This window comes from Virgibacillus alimentarius, from assembly GCF_000709085.1.
GTDB lineage: Bacteria > Bacillota > Bacilli > Bacillales > Amphibacillaceae > Virgibacillus_B > Virgibacillus_B alimentarius.
In genome coordinates, this window is the sequence record NZ_JFBD01000035.1 from 1 (window position 1) to 19,889 (window position 19,889).

The following is a 19,889-nucleotide window of genomic DNA, read 5'->3' on the forward strand; positions in this document are numbered from 1 at the left end:
CGATATCAAGCTAATAATGTAATCATTGCTACTGGTTATTATGATCAGCCGAATTACATCAATGTTCCCGGCGAAGAACTTGATAAAGTTATGCATTACTTTAAAGAAGCACACCCTTATTACAACAAGGATATAGTCATTATAGGCGGAAAAAACTCTGCTGTTGATGCGGCATTAGAGTTGCATAAAGCAGGGGCTAAAATTACGGTACTATATCGCGGCAGTACGTATTCCAAAAGCATCAAGCCATGGATCTTACCTGAATTCGATTCTCTCGTTAAAAAAGGTATTGTACATATGGAATTTAATGCACACGTTCAAAAAATCACCGAAAATGAGGTTTATTACACCGTAGACGGAAAAAGAAAAGAAATAAAAAACGACTTTGTATTTGCAATGACAGGATACAAACCCAATCTTCATCTTCTTAAAGAGATTGGAATAGAAGTGGACCCGAGAAACGGAAAACCACATTTCAATAAAAATAGCATGGAAACGAATATACCTGATGTATATGTAGCCGGAGTTGTTGCATCCGGATATAACAATAATGAAATTTTTATTGAAAATGGACGTTTACACGGTGAAATAATCGCAAAAGCGATTGTTAATCAATAACGGAGGTAAAAAATACCTCCGTTATCTTTTAAAATCATTTTATAAATCCTCTTCAAACATTCTTCTTACTAAATTGGTTTCGTTCGTTTCTTCTAAAGCAATTAATAATTTAATACGTGCTTTAGGACCTGAAAGCCCATTTGTAAAAATAACCCCCATTTCCCTTAACCGCTTACCGCCGCCTTCATAGGCATATGTTGGCTGCACAATACCTTGATAGCATCTAGAAACAAGCACAACAGGGATATTGCTATCGACCATCTGTTGTAAGGGGGGGATAGTTTCAATTGGTAAATTCCCTTGACCAAGACCTTCTACAACGATTCCATCCGGGTGCGTTTGTCGTACCGCATTCAATAATTTTTCATCCATTCCAGCAAAAGCCTTTAGTAAAAAAACATTCTTATTTACATCAGCTACGGAATGCTTTCGGCTTCGGTGTATCCGATGATGAAAAAATATAGATTCTTTTGTGACAATGCCCATTGGGCCGTATTGGGGACTTTGAAATGTTGCGATGTTACTTGTAGATGTTTTTGTTACATTTCTAGCAGCATGTATTTCGTCATTCATTACAACCAAAACTCCATTATTGGATGCTTTGTTCTCAGATGCTACCCGAATTGAACTAATTAAATTGTACATAGCATCTGAACCTATTTCATTACTAGATCGCATTGCACCTGTAAGAATGATTGGTTTACTCGTTTTGAGCACTAGATCTAAAAAATAAGCTGTTTCTTCTAATGTATCCGTTCCATGTGTGATGACGATTCCATCATAATAAACTATTTTTTGTTCTATTTTTTTAGCTAACTTAAGCATATGTTTAGGTGTAATGTGCGGAGATGGCAAATGAAACTCTATTAGCTCATCAACATTGGCATAATTATGTAAAAGAGCAGACAAATTTGTTAAAGGGTGCTTATCCGATGTTGTTACTTCCCCATTTTTTTTATTTTCTAACATCGAAATCGTACCGCCTGTATGAATAATTAATATGTTTTTTATTGTCCTCACCCACCTGCATGAAACAAATTTTTCAGTTCCTAGTTCAATACTACCTTCCAGCGCCAAAAACAACAAGTGTAAAACTATTATATATATATTTCATACTATTTTCTCTAAAACTTATTCGTTAATCATGAATAAAAAGAAGTTTTATTCAAAAAATAGGTATCACAATAAAGTTTTGGAAAAATAGGAGGAAAAAGTATGACCTATAGAAAGCTGTCTCTATTAATAATCATTGTCTGTTTTTTATTGACTGGGCTAAACACCCTAACTTCCCCGAAAGTTGTTGATGCTTTTAGCCCACAAGTAATTCAACACGGGGCTACTGGAGATGACGTTATCGAATTGCAATCAAGATTAAAACATGTAGGATTTTATAATGGGAAAATTGATGGCGTTTTTGGTTGGGGGACATATTGGGCATTAAGAAATTTTCAATATGAATTTGGTATGAAAGTTGACGGTCTTGCCGGAGCGGCAACAAAAGAAAAGCTCGTTAAAGCAAGTAAAAATTATGATGGGGCTACAGCAAATCAAAATGCTTCACAGGAGAAAAATACCACCGCAGTTAATGTACCCCAAGGTTATTCTCAAAATGACATTCAATTAATGTCTAACGCAGTTTATGGGGAAGCTAGAGGAGAACCTTATGAAGGACAAGTTGCTGTTGCAGCAGTTATTTTAAATAGGGTAGAAAGTGCTACTTTCCCAAATACTGTATCAGGGGTTATTTTTGAACCAAGGGCATTTACTGCAGTTGCGGACGGACAAATATGGCTAACACCAAATGACACTGCAAAATCGGCTGTTCTGGATGCAATCAATGGTTGGGATCCAACAGGTAATGCAGAATATTATTTTAATCCAGATACAGCGACCTCAGCTTGGATCTGGTCTAGACCACAAATTAAAAAAATCGGAAAACATATATTTGCAAAGTAGAAAAGGAGTGAGTCACATGATTCGTTGGATATTGATTACAATTCTGACTTTAGGTATTGCTGGAACAGCCTACTGGGGATACCAAGAACATCAAGAAAAAAATGCTGTATTAATCCAAGCAGAGAATACGTACCAACGTTCTTTCCATGATTTATCATATCGTATGGATTTGCTACATGATAAAATTGGTACCACACTTGCGATGGATTCGAATGAAATCCTCTCTCCGCAACTCGTAGAGATATGGCGCCTCACTTCGGAAGCACAAGCAGATGTTGGCCAATTGCCATTATCATTACTTCCTTTTAATAAAACAGAAGAATTTCTATCAAAAATAGGTGATTTTACTTATCGCACAGCTGTTAGAGATTTAGAAAAGGATCCTCTTTCAAAAAAAGAAAGCAAATCTCTTAAAAATTTATATAAACAAGCTGGTGAAATCAAAGATGAATTAAGAGAAGTTCAACACCTTACCTTAAAAAATAACTTACGTTGGATGGATGTCGAGCTTGCTTTAGCCACACAGGAGGAACCAGCAGATAATACAATTATCGACGGATTTGAAACCGTTGAAAAGAAAGTAGAAGGCTTTGCTGAAGCAAATCAAAATTCTTCCATTAATGGAGATACAAACGAAGATAAAGGCTATAAATATATAACAGGGAAAAAAATAAATAAACAAAAAGCCTTAGACCGCAGCAAAAAGATATTTAATGTTTCAAATGAAAATAATTTAAAAATCACAAACAGTGGTAAAGGATCGGAAATTCCTTTATACAGTATATCCTATAAAAACGGGGACAAAAGTGCCTATATGGATATGTCCCAAAAAGGTGGTCATCCGATATCACTTTTAGTTAATAGAGATGTGAAAGATAAAAAAATCAGCTTAAATGAAGGACAGGAGAGAGCGGAGGAATACATTAAGCAATTCGATTTTGAGAACATGACTGTTTATCAAAGCAGTGAATATGACAATGTAGGCGTATATTCATTCCTATATGAAGATGATGATGTACATGTATACCCCGACTCTTTAGAAGTAAAAGTAGCCTTGGATAATGGAGATATATTAGGATTTAATGCGAGGAACTATCTTAAAAACCATACAGATAGAGATATCTCTAAACCAAAGCTATCGCAGGAAGAAGCTAGGGAAAAAGTTAATTCTCAAGTGAAAATAAACGAAGAATCTCTAGCCATGATTGAAAATGAAATGGGAGAAGAAGTATTGGTCTATGAGTTTCTAGGTGTTTTAAATAATGAAACATATCGTATTTTTATAAATGCGATGGACGGAAAAGAAGAAAAGGTTGAAAAGTTAAACGGAAAGGAAATAAATTTTGCTAGTACGAGATAAGATCAAAAAAGGATTGGCCTACGCCTTTCCTTTTTTGGTATCATTAAACTATATGTACGTTTCCGCTAGCACCATATATTTTTTATTTTAAAAACTACGGATCCCTCTTCAATATGTTATTATTTAATCATATGGCTATGAAGAATTGAACAAGGAAAACTGAAACTTACATACATTTACAAGATTATGAGAGGGCTGAAGGGTATAATGAAGAGTAAATCGATCGCAATTGCTATTGATGGTCCTGCTGCAGCAGGAAAAAGTACAGTGGCAAAGTTGGTGGCAAACAAATTATCATTTATATATATTGATACTGGAGCAATGTATCGAGCTTTAACAAAAAAGGCGCTGGATGAAAAAATAAACTTAGATGATGAACAATCTCTCGTTGAATTACTGAAACAAACAGAAATAAATCTCAAACAAAATGAAAAAGGTCAAATGGTCTGTATAAATGGCAACGATGCCACTTTACAAATTCGGATGCAAGATGTAACAAATAATGTTTCTTACGTCGCCAAACACCCTCTCATTCGAGAAGAAATGGTGAATCGACAACAGAAACTAGCGGAAAAACGCAGTGTTGTGATGGATGGAAGGGATATAGGCACCCACGTACTCCCTCATGCCGAAGTAAAAATTTTTTTAGTAGCTTCTGCAGAAGAGCGTGCAAAGCGACGTCATAAAGAAAATCTTCAAAAAGGATTCCCATCAAATATAGAAAAATTGAAAGCGGAAATAGAGCGAAGAGATTCGATCGATACGAAACGGGAGATAGCACCGTTAGTCAAAGCAGATGATGCAGTTGAAATCAATACGACGACATTAACAATAGACGATGTTGCAAATCGAATTTTAAAAATTGCTGAACAAAAACTCCAGTTATAAGCATTTATGATAATCTTAAAAAAATATTTTGAATCTGCTTTGCTTGACAAATAATTAAAAATATTAGAAGTTATAAAAAAGAACGTTTATAATGGATTAATATATTCCATAAACAATTAGATAAAGGGTTTTTTTAATGTGATTAGGAGGGTAAGCATATGGATGAAGCAAATAACGAATTAGCAGAAGTGAGTGTAGGATCGATTTTAACAGGTACCGTTGTTAAAATAGAAGAGAAACAAGTTTTAGTTGATATTGGCTATAAAACAGAAGGAATTGTACCAATTAGTGAATTATCAAATCTTCATGTCGAAACATCTAGTGATGTTGTTCAAGAAGGAGATCAATTATCATTAAAAGTAAAGAAAGTAGACGACGATGAGGTAGTCTTATCTAAAAAGGCAGTAGATTCAGAAAAAGCATGGGATAAGCTAGAGCAAACATATCATAATAATGAAATATTTGAAGTGGAAATTAAAGAAGTAGTAAAAGGTGGACTTGTTGTAGATGTAGGTGTTCGTGGATTTATACCTGCTTCACTTGTAGAAACTTATTTTGTAGAGGATTTTTCCGATTATAAAAATAGAATCCTTAAGGTAAAAATTGTAGATCTAAATAGAGATCAAAATAGAGTTATTTTATCTCATCGAGCAGTTACAGAAGAAGAGGCTGATTCGAAAAAACAAGCTTTATTACAAACATTAGAGCCTGGACAAATTATAGAAGGAACCGTTCAGCGTTTAACAAATTTTGGTGCATTTGTCGATATTGGAGGGATAGACGGTCTTGTCCATATTTCTGAGCTAGCACATGAACATGTTGAAAAAGCTTCTGATGTTGTTTCAGAGGGGGAGAATATAAAAGTTGAAGTTTTATCAATAGATCGGGATAATGAGCGTGTTTCACTTTCACATAAAAAAACATTACCTGGTCCATGGGAAAACATAAGTAATCGAATTGCTTCAGGTGATATTATAAATGGAACCGTCAAGAGATTAGTTAATTTTGGAGCATTTGTAGAACTGCAACCAGGAGTAGAGGGACTAGTTCATATTTCTCAGATTGCTAATCGTCATATTGGTACCCCTCAAGAAGTTCTAGAAACCGGCCAGCAAATAGACGTGAAAGTATTAGATGTCAATGAGAAGGAAGAACGTATCTCGCTAAGTATTAAAGAACTTGAACAGGAACAAGAAGCAACTGAGTATAAGCAATATGAAAAAACGGAAGACCAATCCGGCTTTCAACTTGGTGATTTTATAGGGGATAAATTAAATAAATATAAATAAGAACACTGTTTTGTATCAGGAACCTTGGTACGTCTTCCACCAACGGCGTATGAAGTAGGCTATTATCAGAAAAAGGTTTTTCCTTAATAGGATAAGCCTTTTTTGTTTAAAAAATAATTGTTATAGTCATAATGCTAATGGTGGTGATCGATATGACGGAAGGACTGATATTCTATTGGTTCAGTTGGATCTTGTGGATCATAGTAACCTTTTTAATGAAAAAAAATAAAAGGAGAACATTACTGGCTTGCTATATATTAATAGCAATAATAAGCTCAAATACCTATATTTCAATTAATAGTCACAGTATTTCTGTAACTATTATATTATTACTGTTTGTAACAATGGTATTACTTTCCCGACCGCCTCATTTTATATATCATGTGTTCATTTCATTTACAATGATGATTGGTTATGCGGCTATGCTAATATGGAAAATGAATACGCCTATTTGGCTTCTTACTCATGATTTCATCATGATTCCATTCATCAGTGCACTAGTCATTACCTTATTGGTAAAAGGGGTGCGTAATAAAATTGTTACCGGATTCTTAGGCATAACTGCAGGAGAATTTATTTATAGTATCCTATTAATAGAATATGATTTACAGAAAACAATAGGAGAAATGAGTTTTTTTGATATGCTTATAGTTACGTTAATGTTCATTGTATTATTGGATACACTACAGAAGGTAAAGTCTAAATTATTCATCCTGCCTGTTCATCATAAAAAAATAATAAAATGGCAACATTAATCATTATACTTTTTATCAACACCATTCTTCAAAATCAATTGTTAATATCAATTTCTTTTGCTAGAATAAATTAATGTTGCTAAAAATATAAAAAATACTATAAATATAAGCACATTATTAAAGCGTTGTTTAGAACGTATAAAAGAAAGGGAGTTCCTTTCATGAGGAAATCTGTTGTAGCTATCGTAGGAAGACCTAACGTTGGAAAATCAACAATATTTAATCGCTTAGTAGGCGAAAGAATATCCATAGTAGAAGATACCCCAGGAGTTACTAGGGACCGGATATATGCTGAAGCTGAATGGTTAATGACTACATTTAGTGTTATTGATACCGGCGGTATAGAAATTGGTGATGAACCATTATTAAAACAAATGAGAAATCAAGCAGAAATTGCCATTGATGAAGCAGATGTAATCATTTTTATGGTAAACGGAAAAGAAGGGATTACAGCAGCTGACGATGAAGTTGCAAAGATTTTATTTAAATCAAATAAACCAGTTGTGTTAGCAGTTAATAAAATAGATAACCCTGAAATGCGTGATACCATTTATGAATACTATTCATTAGGATTTGGAGAACCATTTCCCATTTCAGGTGCACATGGACTTGGACTCGGAGATTTACTTGATGAAGTAGTAAAACATTTTCCAATTACTGATAAGGAAGAAGCAGAGGAGGATACCATTTATTTTAGCCTTATTGGAAGACCTAACGTCGGAAAATCCTCCTTAGTTAATTCCATTATAAATGAAGAACGGGTTATTGTAAGTGAGATGGAAGGAACAACAAGAGATGCCATTGACACTCCCATACGTAAAGATGATCAAAATTTCGTGATTATTGATACCGCTGGTATGCGCAAACGAGGAAAGGTATACGAAAAAACAGAGAAATATAGTGTTTTACGCGCATTAAAAGCCATTGAACGCTCTGATGTGGTTCTCGTTTTGATTGACGCAGAAACAGGGATAAGAGAACAGGATAAAAATATTGCAGGTTATGCACATGATGCTGGTCGTGCAATTGTCATTGTTGTCAATAAATGGGATATAGTAGAAACGACCGAAAAGACAATGAAGGATTTTGAAAATAAAATACGAGCACATTTTCAATTTTTAAATTACGCCCCAATCGTGTTTCTTTCAGCTAAAACAAAAAAAAGGTTACATACCTTAATGCCATCCATTAAAATCGCAAGTGAAAATCATACTAAACGCATTTCTACAAACATTTTAAACGAAGTAGTTATGGATGCTATAGCAATGAATCCGACTCCAACATTTAAAGGAAAAAGATTGAAAGTACTTTATGCAACACAAGTTTCAGTAAAACCGCCAAGTTTTGTCATATTTGTAAATGACCCTGAATTAATGCACTTCACGTATAAACGCTTTCTAGAAAATAAAATCAGGGATGCGTTTGGATTTGTTGGTACTCCGATTAAAATATTTTCCAGGAAAAGATAAGAAGGAGGAAGAATAATGGCAAAAGTGGCAGTACTAGGAGCTGGAAGCTGGGGGACAGCTTTAGGCATTGTACTAGCAGATAACGGACATGATGTTCGACTATGGACACATCGCAAAGAACAAGCAGACGCTATTAATTTAACACACAAAAATGAAAATTATCTAGAAATCATGATTCCTGAACAAATAAAAGCATACCATGATTTACAAGAAGCTATCACTAACGTAGAAGCAATTGTTATTGTTGTTCCTACAAAAGCAATACGAGAAGTATGTAAAAATTTAAATGGGTTGTTAGATTCATCTTCAGCAACTTTAATCCATGCTTCCAAAGGAATCGAACCTATATCATTAAAACGAGTATCACAAATGATTGAAGAGGAAATGGAAGGGTATCAATATGAAGATATTGTTGTGTTGTCCGGACCAAGTCATGCTGAAGAGGTTGCTAAAAGACAGCCAACAACCGTAACTGTATCTTCTGTTAATCGATCAAATGCTAAAATCGCTCAAGATTTGTTTATCAACGAATCTTTTCGTGTTTATACAAGTACAGATATGGTTGGGATCGAACTCGGTGGAGCCTTAAAGAATATTATTGCTTTAGGTGCAGGAATTTCAGACGGGCTAGGATATGGCGATAATGCGAAAGCAGCTCTTATCACAAGGGGACTAGCTGAAATAGCACGTTTAGGCACTTCACTCGGAGCAAACCCATTATCATTTTTAGGTTTACCAGGTGTGGGAGATTTAATTGTTACTTGTACAAGCGTTCATAGCAGAAATTGGCGAGCTGGGAATTTACTAGGTAAGGGAAACAAGCTTGAAGAAGTTTTAGATCAAATGGGCATGGTTGTTGAGGGCGTAAGAACAACGAAAGCCGCATATCAATTTGCCAAGAAGCAACAAGTTGAAATGCCCATTACAACTGGCATATATCAAATATTATTTGAAGACAAAAATCCGAAAGACGTGGTAGAACAGCTCATGAATAGAAATAAGCGCGAAGAAATGGAAGATCTAGCTGCATTATTAAGAAGCATAAATACAAAATAACATATTTATCCTCCTCGCATATACTATGTTGAAGAAATATTGCAAGGAGGAGAGCATGTGAGTAACCAAAAGGGACTTTTTGACAAAATACAGCAAAATTCGAATATCAATCCGGATGAAGTTTATAAAATCGCTAATTCTGTTAAAAACGCTGATTTTTCAAATGAAAAAACAGTAAGGAAATTGGTACGCCACTTAGCAAGGTTAGCAAATAAACCTGTTTCAAAGGCAAAAGAGGATAAAATTGTTCAAGCAATAACCAAAAATAATATGCCAATGGATATGCAATCTTTAAATCGTTTATTTAAAGATTAACGATGTCTGGGCAAGTGAGGATACATGAATTCGTGTACTCGCATAGAATATAATCGCACAGATGCATAGATATATAGAGTTGCTGTGGGTGTTATTTAGTTACACCGGGATGAAACTAGCCCCTTTCATCCCGGTTTTAAATTGTTCATTTTTTTATATTGCTTTTTATATCATATTTTAATGCCTGAATATACACCGTATGTTATAATACTTTGTGCAAAGAAAAAGGAACACAAAGTAAGAGGTGAAAAAAATGTCAGTTTCAATGCTTAAAATGTATGTATCATTTGCTGGTATGATACTCTTGCTTTTAGCAATTGGACTTATCTTACTAAGCAGATACAAATTAAAAGGCTTTTTAGCAGGAATTGTATCGTTCCTTGCATATATATCCTTCATTCTAGGCGCATTAATTATTTTATATATTGTTTTTAGCGGTCCAACGGGGTAGGCTGCATTAGGAGGCTATTAAATGAAATATACATATGTGCGACTCTTTAGTTTGCTATTTATGTTATTTATTCTAAGTGGTTGTTTATATCCACAAAGCGAGCTATCAAAAAATCAATCACCAAATGAAGCTCAACTAGAGTTAGTGCAGACAGCAGTCGATAAATACAAGGAACAAACGAATGGGCTGGTCCCAATAAAGACAAAAGAGAGCAATTCACCAATATTTCAAAAGTATTTAATTGATTTCAATGCATTAAAGGAACAAAATACTTTGGCTGAAATACCGGGAAATGCCTATGAAAATGGTGGTGTATATCAATATACAATCATAACCCCTGAGGATAACCCTCGTGTTAAATTAATTGATTTACGCAGTACGGAAGAATTAAGAAAAGTTAATATTAAACTTGAAATTTATCGAGATAAACATATTTATCCACCATTCGGTGAGGAAATTGCGAATGGAATATTTAAGATTGATTATAAAAAGTTAGGACTAAAATCTGAACCATCTGTGGTAAGTCCATATTCGAAAGAAAACTTACCTATTATTATGGATACGGATGGACAACTTTATATCGATTATCGAATCGATTTAAACAATGCACTAAAAGAATATGATAATCATTATAAAAAGGGCGAAGATATTCGTACTATTTTGCCGGAAAACACTCCCTTCGTTCCTGCATATTCACTACCATATACGGTGGACAACGGTGAACCAGTTTTTTTAGAACAAAATAAATAAATCATCATAATCATTCCCTTGTAACATAAAATGTTGCAAGGGTTGTTTATTTATCCTCTATTTTTGTTCATTGCACTGATAGAAACCATTCTTTTTAATTTCATGCAAAATTAAGTCATATTCTTATCGGACAACATCATAGACTTGTAATGTCAATTAATCGTAATTTGTTCATTATACAATGGTATAGGAGATCGGGAGGGGATCGTTTGGAAAGAATTGATGTTTTTAAAGATATTTCGAAACGAACGAATGGAGATATTTATCTTGGAATTGTAGGAGCAGTTCGGACGGGTAAATCAACTTTCATAAAGAAGTTTATGGAATCAGTCGTTTTGCCTAATATTGAAGATGAGAGTGAACGTGCTAGAGCACACGATGAACTTCCTCAAAGTGCAGCTGGTAAAACAATTATGACTACAGAACCTAAATTTATACCCAATCAAGCTGTATCTGTAAATGTGGAGGAAGGACTTGATGTCAATGTACGCTTAGTTGATTGTGTTGGATATGCTGTTGATGGCGCCAGGGGATTTGAAGATGAAAATGGCCCTAGAATGATTCATACACCTTGGTATGAAGACCCAATACCGTTTCACGACGCAGCTGAAATTGGCACACGTAAAGTAATTCAAGAACATTCTACTATCGGTGTTGTAGTAACAACAGATGGTACAATTGGTGAAATTGACCGAGCAGAGTATGTGGATGCAGAAGATAAAATAGTAGAGGAATTAAAAGAAGTAGGAAAACCTTTCATCATGGTTATTAATTCCTTAAGACCAAATGATCAAGAAACGGAATTTCTGCGTCAAGAATTAGCTGAAAAGCATGATATGCCAGTACTCGCAATGAATATAGAATCAATGACAGAACACGATGTATATAGCGTGTTGCGCGAAGCACTGTATGAGTTCCCGGTATTAGAAGTTAATGTTAACCTTCCTAGCTGGGTGATGGTTCTAAAGGAAGAGCATTGGCTAAGAGAAAATTATCAAGAAGCAATTCAATCTACGGTAAAAAATATTAGGAGATTGAGGGATGTAGATTATATTGTAAATGATTTTGCAGATTATGATTATATTGACAAAGCGAATTTAGCTGGAATGGAAATGGGAGAAGGTGTCGCTGAAATTGATTTGCACGCACCAGACTATTTATATGATCAAGTCTTAAAGGAAATTGTAGGAGAAGAAATCAGGGGCAAAGACCATTTACTTGAGCTCATGCAAGGGTTTGCGCATGCCAAAAGGGAGTATGACCAAGTAGCAGGTGCCCTGCAAATGGTGAAACAGACTGGTTATGGGATAGCAGCACCAACTATAGAAGACATGGCACTTGATGAACCGGAGATTATTCGTCAGGGTTCTAGATTTGGGGTAAGGCTTAAAGCAGTAGCTCCTTCTATCCATATGATTAAGGTAGAAGTAGAATCAGAATTCTCCCCTATAATCGGGACAGAAAAACAGAGTGAAGAATTAGTTAGGTACCTTATGCAAGATTTTGAGGAAGATCCATTATCGATCTGGGAATCAGATATCTTTGGCCGATCACTTAACTCAATTGTAAGAGAAGGCATACAAGGGAAAATATCACTTATGCCTGAAAACGCCAGATATAAATTAAAGGACACGCTTGAACGAATTATAAATGAAGGTTCAGGCGGATTAATAGCAATTATCCTATAGCAGCTGTTAATAGCTGCTTTTTATTTTTTAACATCACTAACCCATACGCTTATTTATAGGTGTTTTGGGTTTTTATCTGTTTGACACATTCTTAACAAATAAATACACTAAAATAGCAGGGATTTCATATTTTCCGTCGTATATATGTAATATAATAAAACAAGCTATTTTAATTAGAAAAAACCTCATAGCGACCAATTTTTTAATAAAAAACACAAAAATCCCGAAAAATAGATAAAAATTGTTGAATTTTATTTTGAAGTCAGTTAAGATAAGCCTTGTCATCCATTGATATAGATGGCTTGTAAGTTTAAAAGGTTGTAATTTGGTGAATAAATAATAAGAGTCTTATTATTTATTAGTGACAATTAAAAATATTGGGAGGAGGTGAATGTCATGAATAAAACAGACTTAGTAAATGCAGTGGCTGAAAAAAGCGAACTTTCAAAAAAGGATGCTGGTAAGGCTGTTGACGCAGTTTTTGAAACTGTCATGGATTCACTTAAAGATGGTGAAAAAGTACAACTAATTGGTTTCGGTAACTTTGAGGTACGTGAGCGTTCAGCTCGTAAAGGCCGTAACCCGCAAACTGGAGAAGAAATTGAAATCCCAGCAAGTAAAGTTCCTGCTTTTAAACCAGGTAAAGCCCTTAAAGATGCTGTAAAATAACATTACATAGGGCAAAAGGGTGCGTTTAAAACGTACCCTTTTTTATGTGTATATATGGACAACCTGCCTAATTTGTAGTACATATATTGCTTTTAAGATTATAGGTAAAATGCAAACAACTCTTCCAACAGGTATGAGGAAATAATTAATCATTTATAAACTATAATGGAGTCTTGCCATCTTTATTTTTTTGGTTATGATGATATATAATTTGTGCTATAATAACATTAAAGTTTGAATGAAAGGACCTAGGTGGTTGCTTTGCATGGCTCTAGACAAGAAATAGAAGAACTAAAAGTGCTGATTGAAGATAAAATGCAGCATACATATTTAGATAAAAACATAGAAAAATCGATGATAGATGAGGAAAAACTTTGTATCTTAAACGCAATGATAAATAATACATCTATGAAAGCTTCCGAAAAAAAGCAGACCATTATTACAACGATGCTAGTACAAATAGCATTAGATACCCATGATATGGTGCCCATATCCAATGATGAAAAAGAAAGTGAAGCAACCAGAGTTTCAAAACAATTAACAGTTTTAGCTGGTGATTACTATAGTGGCCTATATTATTTTCTGTTGTCGGAGCTGAAAGCTTATGATATGATACAGGTTCTTGCTTCAGCAATTAAAGAAATTAATGAATACAAAATGAAGCTATACTATAGAGAATTAGACTCTTTTGAAAGCTATATTTTACTTTTGAAAAAAATAGAATCATTATTGATTCTTCAAATCGCCGAGTATATAAAAAAACCTGTGTTAATACCGATTATTGAAGAATGGTTAGTGACGAAAAGATTAATGGAGGAAACAAATAATTTTGATAATAATCGTTTCTCTCCAATCATTCATACGTGGTTGAATTTTTCAAAAGAGCAAGATGATTCATCGATAGTAACGAGCATGAAAGATATCATTATAAAGAACACAAACCGAATAGAAGAACACACATTACGGCTTTCTGATCAGCATAAATTATTTAAAACATACATCCTTTCTGGTTTAAAAAAGCTGGGAGATAAAACCTCTGTGATGGAAGAAGGGTAAGATATGTACGGACAATCCAAAGAAGAACGTGTACATCACGTATTTGAAAATATATATAAAAAGTACGACAAGATGAATTCAATCATTTCTTTTCAAAAGCACAAGACATGGAGAAAAGATGTAATGAAACTAATGCAAGTTCAAGAGGGGGCAAGCGCCCTTGATGTTTGTTGCGGAACAGGAGATTGGTCCATCGCTCTTGCTAAAGCAGTAGGTGCTAATGGAAAGGTAATTGGCCTGGACTTCAGCGAGAATATGCTTTTAGTCGCTAAAGAAAAGAAAAAACAACTACCGCCTAACAAACGACTTCAATTCATTCATGGTAATGCAATGAAACTGCCATTTGACGATAATACATTTGATTACGTCACAATTGGCTTTGGTTTGCGCAATGTTCCAGACTATCAAACCGTTTTAGAAGAGCTCTATCGGGTTGTTAAACCAAACGGAAAAGTTGTTTGTTTGGAAACTTCCCAACCCACTATTTTCGGATTCCGGCAAATTTATTACTTATACTTTCGTTTTATTATGCCTCTACTTGGCAGATTGTTTGCAAAGAGTTATGATGAATACGCTTGGCTACACGAATCAGCAAAAAGCTTCCCTGATAAAAATGAGCTAAAGCAGATGTTTCTGCAAGCTGGATTTTCTAAAGTTAAGATGAAGACTTATACAGGTGGTGTAGCAGCAATGCATATGGGGATTAAAAGATAATTTCAAATAATAATAAGTGGACAGAATATTAAAAGGTGACACGCATGAAACTAGCCAAAACATACGGATATTTAAAAAAAGATTTGGATATTATTGAAGATGCTTTAAATGAAGCTATCCAGGCAAGGCATCCAGTGCTGAGAAAAGCATCAACGCAATTACTGCAAGCGGGAGGAAAGCGTATTCGTCCTGTTTTTGTTTTGTTATCAGGCAGGTTTGGTCATTATGATATAAACCGCATTAAAACTGTCGCCGTTTCCCTGGAATTAATACATATGGCTACGCTTGTCCATGATGATGTAATTGATGAAGCGGAATTACGAAGAGGAAAGCCCACTATAAAACAGCTTTATGGCAATAGAGTTGCTATGTATACGGGTGACTATATACTTGCACGTGCATTGGAGCATATTACAACTATCAAAGAGCCAGGCATTCATCATCTACTCTCAGAATCTCTAGTAGAAGTAGTTATTGGAGAAATAGAACAAATTAAAGACAAGTATATATGGGAACAGAACCTGCGCGATTATTTACGTAGAATCAAACGTAAAACAGCTTTATTAATTGCAACGAGCTGCAAATTGGGAGCTATAGCTACAGGAGTAACCGAGAAGGAAGCAAATATGTTATATCGATATGGATATTATATTGGAATGTCCTATCAGATTATAGATGATATTCTCGATTTCACCTCTTCAGCAAAAGTACTTGGTAAACCTGTAGGAAACGACCTATTACAAGGAAATGTGACACTACCTGTATTAATTGCTATGAGAGATATAGGGTTTAAAAATGAACTTAAAAAAACCTTCTCCAATCCTGAAACAATAGATACAGATCACTTTAACCATTTGCTGGATTTACTGAATACAACGAATGCCATTGAGACTGCATATAAATTAAGTAATCAATATTTAGATAAAGCTTTACAAGCGTTAGATTCATTTCCGAATCATAAAGCAAAACTAACTTTAGTAAATATCGCAAAATATATCGGAAAAAGGCGCTCCTAACTTTGTCTTTTTCGCTATAATTTGCTAAAATTCTAATTGCTGTGCACAATATTCTACTATACATATTGAAGAGGTGTTAAAATGGAAAAGACATTTTTAATGGTTAAACCAGACGGTGTGCAACGAAATTTGATTGGAGAAATCACTAGCAGATTTGAAAAGAAAGGCTTTAAATTAGTAGGGGCTAAATTAATGATTATTTCAGATGAGCTCGCTAAAAACCATTACGGTGAACATAAAGATCGACCATTCTTTGGTGAACTAGTTGATTTTATTACTTCTGCACCCGTTTTTGCAATGGTTTGGGAAGGTGAAGGAGTAATTAAAATCGCACGTGATATGATGGGTTCAACAAATCCACAAGAAGCAGCAACAGGAACTATTCGTGGCGATTTCGGTATGACTGTTGGAAAAAACGTCATTCATGGATCTGATTCTCCAGAAAGTGCTGAAAGAGAAATCAACTTATTTTTTGATGAAAAAGAAGTACTAAGCTACTCTAAAAACGATAGTGCTTGGGTGTACTAACAAAAATAGCAGCTTTTAAAGGTAACTTTGCTGCTTGAGCTTAGATGAAAACCTCCGTTATGACGGAGGTTTTTTTACAAAAACAAAGAGAGGCACACTGAAATGTCACAAGAATATATTGATTTCATTGAGCACATTAAATCAAAATTAGGTATTGATTTAAATTTATATAAACAGGCACAAATGCAACGTCGGATTACTTCATTACGTAACAAGAATGGGTATACAAATTTTCCGGCATACTATAAGGCACTGGATAAAAGTAAACCTTTACTAAAAGAATTTATCGATCGAATAACAATCAACGTATCTGAATTTTTTCGAAACGTAAAAAGTTGGGAAACGTTAAAAAAGGATATTTTTCCATTTATAATAAAAGATAATAAAAAAATAAGTATTTGGAGTGCCGCATGCTCAACTGGAGAAGAAGCCTATAGCATTGCAATCATGATGAAGGAATATTTTCCACATATTGCTTATGAAATTTTAGCTACAGATATCGATCAAAATGTACTTGATAAAGCTAAACAGGGAATTTATCAAGAGAAAGCTTTAAAAGAGGTTCCATTTATATTAAAGCGCAAATATTTCCATAAAAATAATGATCTCTTTTACATAAATCATACACTTAAACAAAACATTACATTTAAAAAACATAACTTATTAGCAGATCGTTATCCTCAAAATATTCAACTCATTCTTTGTCGAAATGTGTTAATTTACTTTACAGATGAAGCTAAAGAATCGATATATCATAAATTTAGCAGCGTATTAGCTCCAAGCGGGATTTTATTCATAGGAAGTACAGAACAAATTTTTAACCCACAAAAATATCATTTATCTTTATTAGAAACTTTTTTTTATCAAAAGAAATAATGCTCTTAAACTGGAGCATTTTTTGTTTTATTAAAATATAAAAATTTGCATAAATCTACAGAAACAATTATAATTAAAATTTATATTTTACTATAAATAAATATATTTTAAAATTGTACCAAAATTAAATAAAAATATGATATAGTAATACAAAATTAATTTAGATGGAGGATGTTTTATGCGCTATTTAACTGCAGGAGAATCACACGGAAAACAATTAACCACAATCATTGAAGGAATTCCAGCGCGCATGCCTTTAGTGCAAGAAGATATTAACAGCTCATTGTTGCGTAGACAAAAAGGCTATGGAAGAGGAAAAAGAATGCAAATTGAAAAAGATTTGGTGGATATAACAGGCGGTGTTCGTCACGGTTATACATTAGGTTCACCAATATCCCTTGTCGTGCATAATGATGATTTTAAACACTGGATTGATATTATGGGGGAAGACCCCATCGAAAATAATACTAAATTAAGACGTGTAGTAAGCAGACCTAGACCTGGGCATGCAGATTTAAATGGTGCACTTAAATATGGTCATCGCGATATACGAAATGTTTTGGAAAGATCTTCGGCACGTGAAACTACCGTCCGTGTGGCTGCTGGTGCAGTTGCAAAAACATTGCTAAAGCATTTGGGAATCAAAGTCTGTGGATATGTAAAAGAAATAGGCGGTATATGTGCAAAGGAAAATGAATTTACAATGAAAGAACGTATGGAGATTTCCGAGTCTTCGCCTGTTAGGACTTTAGATGCCGATGCAGAAGTTAAAATGATGGATGCAATTGACCAGGCAAAAAAAGAAGGTGATTCAATTGGTGGTGTTACAGAGGTATATGTAGAGGGAATGCCAGCAGGGATCGGTTCGTATGTACATTACGACAGGAAGCTCGATAGCAAAATAGCTGGCAGTGTTGTTAGCATTAATGCGTTTAAAGGCGTCGAATTTGGTATTGGATTCCAAGCTGCAAAAATGAATGGCAGTAATGTTCATGATGAAATTGCATGGAACGAGAAACAAGGATATTATCGATCAACCAATCGCCTTGGTGGTTTTGAAGGCGGAATGACAACTGGTATGCCAATTGTTGTAAAAGGGATTATGAAACCAATACCTACATTAATGCTAAAGCCACTACAAAGTGTTGATATTGAAACAAAAGATCCGTTTAAGGCCACTGTTGAGAGGTCGGATGCATGTGCTGTACCTGCTGCAGCAGTAGTAATGGAACATGTTGTAGCATTTGAGCTAGCTAAAGCCATTACAGAACAATTTACAAGCGATCAGTTCCCACAGCTAAAAAAAGCAATAGAAGCGTACCGTGAAGAGACAAGGTGCTTTTAGTGGAACCTATTATAATTCAGTCGAGTTCCCATTCATATGCCATTCATATTGGAGAGAATATCCGATATGACCTTAGTCATTACATAACTAAAAAGTATTCATCTATTCTAGTAGTAACTGATGAAAAAGTGGCTGACCTTTATTTAAACGATCTAATTCAGGTATTACCTCAATCAAACATTTATTCTATTATCGTACCTGTGGGTGAACAATCAAAAAGCATGGAACAATTTCATCGTATTCAAACCAAAGCGATTGAAAGTCATTTAGATAGAGAATCGCTAATTATTGCTTTAGGCGGTGGTGTTGTAGGAGATTTAGCAGGATTTGCAGCTGCAACCTTTATGCGCGGCATTAATTATATCCAAGTACCTACCACCATTCTAGCTCATGATAGTAGTGTTGGGGGAAAGGTAGCTATCAATCATAAACTGGGTAAAAATTTAATCGGCAGTTTTTATCCCCCAAAAATGGTTGTCTATGATGTAAACACGTTACAATCATTAAAGAAAAAAGAAGTTAGATCTGGTTACGCAGAACTGGTAAAAGAAGCACTTATTGCCAATAAAAGCTTTTTTCATACATTATTAAATACAAACTTAAACCATATTGACAATTTTAAGTTAATTGATCATTTAAAAAAGGGTATAAAGATAAAAGCTAAAATTGTAGAAGAAGACGAGAAAGAAGCTGGAATCAGAAAATACTTAAACCTTGGCCATACATTAGCTCATGCGTTAGAAGCAGAGCTAGGATATGGAACAATTACACATGGTGAAGCAGTAGCACTTGGATTGTTATTTGCACTTTTCGTCAGTGAAAATCATTTTAATAATAAGCTCCCATTAGAGGATCTAAAAAAATGGTTTCAATCAAATAAATATCCATTCCAGTTACCTGCTCTTAACCCGGAAGTATTGATGGCTAAAATGAAATCCGACAAGAAAGCAGTAAATAATAATATTCAGATGGTTCTTTTAAAAGAAATTGCCGAACCTTGTGTGATAGAAGTAGACGATAATGCATTATATTTTCAATTACAGGCATTTCTAGAGTATATCCAAGTAAAAATAAGGAACTAAACTCCCTT

The 19,889-nt window shown here is 34.4% G+C and carries 21 protein-coding genes; 20 read left to right on the forward strand and 1 reads right to left on the reverse strand.

Annotation, left to right across the window (positions count from 1 at the left end; all coding sequences use genetic code 11):
* A partial coding sequence (locus tag GZ63_RS0105980) for an NAD(P)-binding domain-containing protein (protein ID WP_029267833.1) occupies positions 1 to 618 on the forward strand: 618 nt, incomplete at its 5' end.
* 39 nt (positions 619 to 657) lie between these two features.
* Here GZ63_RS0105980 and GZ63_RS0105985 read toward each other — a convergent pair.
* Positions 658 to 1,629, reverse strand: coding sequence for an asparaginase (locus tag GZ63_RS0105985; RefSeq protein ID WP_029267835.1), 972 nt, complete (start codon positions 1,627 to 1,629; stop codon positions 658 to 660).
* Positions 1,630 to 1,833: 204 nt separating this feature from the next.
* On the opposite strand from GZ63_RS0105985, the gene sleB reads away from it, so the two are divergent.
* The 19 genes from sleB (at position 1,834) to aroB (ending at position 19,881) form a co-directional block, all read left to right on the forward strand.
* Complete coding sequence (gene sleB, locus GZ63_RS0105990; protein WP_029267837.1) at positions 1,834 to 2,574, forward strand: spore cortex-lytic enzyme; 741 nt, start codon at positions 1,834 to 1,836, stop codon at positions 2,572 to 2,574.
* Positions 2,575 to 2,590: 16 nt separating this feature from the next.
* On the forward strand, positions 2,591 to 3,934 hold the full coding sequence (ypeB, locus tag GZ63_RS0105995; protein ID WP_029267839.1) for a germination protein YpeB: 1,344 nt from the start codon (positions 2,591 to 2,593) through the stop codon (positions 3,932 to 3,934).
* A 207-nt stretch (positions 3,935 to 4,141) separates the two neighbouring features.
* A complete protein-coding gene (gene cmk, locus GZ63_RS0106000; protein WP_029267842.1) occupies positions 4,142 to 4,822 on the forward strand; it encodes a (d)CMP kinase in 681 nt (226 codons plus the stop codon).
* A gap of 158 nt (positions 4,823 to 4,980) precedes the next feature.
* On the forward strand, positions 4,981 to 6,111 hold the full coding sequence (rpsA, locus tag GZ63_RS0106005) for a 30S ribosomal protein S1 (RefSeq protein ID WP_029267844.1): 1,131 nt from the start codon (positions 4,981 to 4,983) through the stop codon (positions 6,109 to 6,111).
* 152 nt (positions 6,112 to 6,263) lie between these two features.
* On the forward strand, positions 6,264 to 6,866 hold the full coding sequence (locus GZ63_RS0106010) for a YphA family membrane protein (RefSeq protein ID WP_029267846.1): 603 nt from the start codon (positions 6,264 to 6,266) through the stop codon (positions 6,864 to 6,866).
* A 161-nt stretch (positions 6,867 to 7,027) separates the two neighbouring features.
* Complete coding sequence (der, locus tag GZ63_RS0106015) at positions 7,028 to 8,335, forward strand: ribosome biogenesis GTPase Der (protein ID WP_029267848.1); 1,308 nt, start codon at positions 7,028 to 7,030, stop codon at positions 8,333 to 8,335.
* A 15-nt stretch (positions 8,336 to 8,350) separates the two neighbouring features.
* Positions 8,351 to 9,391: an NAD(P)H-dependent glycerol-3-phosphate dehydrogenase gene (locus GZ63_RS0106020; RefSeq protein WP_029267851.1), complete on the forward strand. Its 1,041-nt coding sequence runs from the start codon at positions 8,351 to 8,353 to the stop codon at positions 9,389 to 9,391.
* Between the two features lie 57 nt (positions 9,392 to 9,448).
* A complete protein-coding gene (locus tag GZ63_RS0106025; RefSeq protein ID WP_029267853.1) occupies positions 9,449 to 9,706 on the forward strand; it encodes a stage VI sporulation protein F in 258 nt (85 codons plus the stop codon).
* A 253-nt stretch (positions 9,707 to 9,959) separates the two neighbouring features.
* Positions 9,960 to 10,157 carry a DUF2768 domain-containing protein gene (locus tag GZ63_RS0106030; RefSeq protein WP_029267855.1) on the forward strand — a complete coding sequence of 66 codons (198 nt, stop codon included), beginning with the start codon at positions 9,960 to 9,962 and terminating at the stop codon, positions 10,155 to 10,157.
* A gap of 21 nt (positions 10,158 to 10,178) precedes the next feature.
* Entirely contained in the window at positions 10,179 to 10,907 is a 729-nt protein-coding gene (locus GZ63_RS0106035; RefSeq protein ID WP_029267857.1) for a hypothetical protein, read from the forward strand.
* A gap of 209 nt (positions 10,908 to 11,116) precedes the next feature.
* A complete protein-coding gene (spoIVA, locus tag GZ63_RS0106040) occupies positions 11,117 to 12,595 on the forward strand; it encodes a stage IV sporulation protein A (protein ID WP_029267859.1) in 1,479 nt (492 codons plus the stop codon).
* Positions 12,596 to 12,991: 396 nt separating this feature from the next.
* Entirely contained in the window at positions 12,992 to 13,264 is a 273-nt protein-coding gene (locus GZ63_RS0106045; RefSeq protein ID WP_029267861.1) for an HU family DNA-binding protein, read from the forward strand.
* Positions 13,265 to 13,516: 252 nt separating this feature from the next.
* On the forward strand, positions 13,517 to 14,320 hold the full coding sequence (locus GZ63_RS0106050; protein WP_029267863.1) for a heptaprenyl diphosphate synthase component 1: 804 nt from the start codon (positions 13,517 to 13,519) through the stop codon (positions 14,318 to 14,320).
* Positions 14,321 to 14,323: 3 nt separating this feature from the next.
* Positions 14,324 to 15,034: a demethylmenaquinone methyltransferase gene (gene menG / locus GZ63_RS0106055; RefSeq protein ID WP_029267866.1), complete on the forward strand. Its 711-nt coding sequence runs from the start codon at positions 14,324 to 14,326 to the stop codon at positions 15,032 to 15,034.
* Positions 15,035 to 15,078: 44 nt separating this feature from the next.
* Positions 15,079 to 16,050: a heptaprenyl diphosphate synthase component II gene (hepT, locus tag GZ63_RS0106060; RefSeq protein ID WP_029267868.1), complete on the forward strand. Its 972-nt coding sequence runs from the start codon at positions 15,079 to 15,081 to the stop codon at positions 16,048 to 16,050.
* 81 nt (positions 16,051 to 16,131) lie between these two features.
* Entirely contained in the window at positions 16,132 to 16,578 is a 447-nt protein-coding gene (gene ndk / locus GZ63_RS0106065) for a nucleoside-diphosphate kinase (protein ID WP_029267870.1), read from the forward strand.
* A 102-nt stretch (positions 16,579 to 16,680) separates the two neighbouring features.
* Positions 16,681 to 17,454 (forward strand): CheR family methyltransferase, encoded by a 774-nt coding sequence (locus GZ63_RS0106070; protein WP_029267872.1) that lies wholly within the window; start codon positions 16,681 to 16,683, stop codon positions 17,452 to 17,454.
* 178 nt (positions 17,455 to 17,632) lie between these two features.
* Positions 17,633 to 18,799, forward strand: a complete 1,167-nt coding sequence (gene aroC / locus GZ63_RS0106075) for a chorismate synthase (RefSeq protein ID WP_029267874.1) — start codon at positions 17,633 to 17,635, stop codon at positions 18,797 to 18,799.
* The gene (gene aroB, locus GZ63_RS0106080; protein WP_029267876.1) at positions 18,799 to 19,881 is read left to right on the forward strand and encodes a 3-dehydroquinate synthase; all 1,083 of its coding nucleotides are present in this window, start codon (positions 18,799 to 18,801) and stop codon (positions 19,879 to 19,881) included. The genes aroC and aroB overlap by 1 nt, the downstream gene beginning before the upstream one ends.
* The last annotated feature ends 8 nt before the right edge of the window (positions 19,882 to 19,889 follow it).

What these genes read in the sequence shown, in the direction of transcription:
- der (WP_029267848.1), top strand. Translation starts at nt 7,028, where the DNA reads ATGAGGAAATCTGTTGTAGCTATCGTAGGAAGACCTAACGTTGGAAAA.
- ypeB (WP_029267839.1), top strand. Translation starts at nt 2,591, where the DNA reads ATGATTCGTTGGATATTGATTACAATTCTGACTTTAGGTATTGCTGGA.
- menG (WP_029267866.1), top strand. Translation starts at nt 14,324, where the DNA reads ATGTACGGACAATCCAAAGAAGAACGTGTACATCACGTATTTGAAAAT.
- rpsA (WP_029267844.1), top strand. Translation starts at nt 4,981, where the DNA reads ATGGATGAAGCAAATAACGAATTAGCAGAAGTGAGTGTAGGATCGATT.
- GZ63_RS0106070 (WP_029267872.1), top strand. Translation starts at nt 16,681, where the DNA reads ATGTCACAAGAATATATTGATTTCATTGAGCACATTAAATCAAAATTA.
- aroC (WP_029267874.1), top strand. Translation starts at nt 17,633, where the DNA reads ATGCGCTATTTAACTGCAGGAGAATCACACGGAAAACAATTAACCACA.
- GZ63_RS0106030 (WP_029267855.1), top strand. Translation starts at nt 9,960, where the DNA reads ATGTCAGTTTCAATGCTTAAAATGTATGTATCATTTGCTGGTATGATA.
- GZ63_RS0106035 (WP_029267857.1), top strand. Translation starts at nt 10,179, where the DNA reads ATGAAATATACATATGTGCGACTCTTTAGTTTGCTATTTATGTTATTT.
- ndk (WP_029267870.1), top strand. Translation starts at nt 16,132, where the DNA reads ATGGAAAAGACATTTTTAATGGTTAAACCAGACGGTGTGCAACGAAAT.
- GZ63_RS0106045 (WP_029267861.1), top strand. Translation starts at nt 12,992, where the DNA reads ATGAATAAAACAGACTTAGTAAATGCAGTGGCTGAAAAAAGCGAACTT.
- sleB (WP_029267837.1), top strand. Translation starts at nt 1,834, where the DNA reads ATGACCTATAGAAAGCTGTCTCTATTAATAATCATTGTCTGTTTTTTA.
- hepT (WP_029267868.1), top strand. Translation starts at nt 15,079, where the DNA reads ATGAAACTAGCCAAAACATACGGATATTTAAAAAAAGATTTGGATATT.
- cmk (WP_029267842.1), top strand. Translation starts at nt 4,142, where the DNA reads ATGAAGAGTAAATCGATCGCAATTGCTATTGATGGTCCTGCTGCAGCA.
- GZ63_RS0106020 (WP_029267851.1), top strand. Translation starts at nt 8,351, where the DNA reads ATGGCAAAAGTGGCAGTACTAGGAGCTGGAAGCTGGGGGACAGCTTTA.
- GZ63_RS0106010 (WP_029267846.1), top strand. Translation starts at nt 6,264, where the DNA reads ATGACGGAAGGACTGATATTCTATTGGTTCAGTTGGATCTTGTGGATC.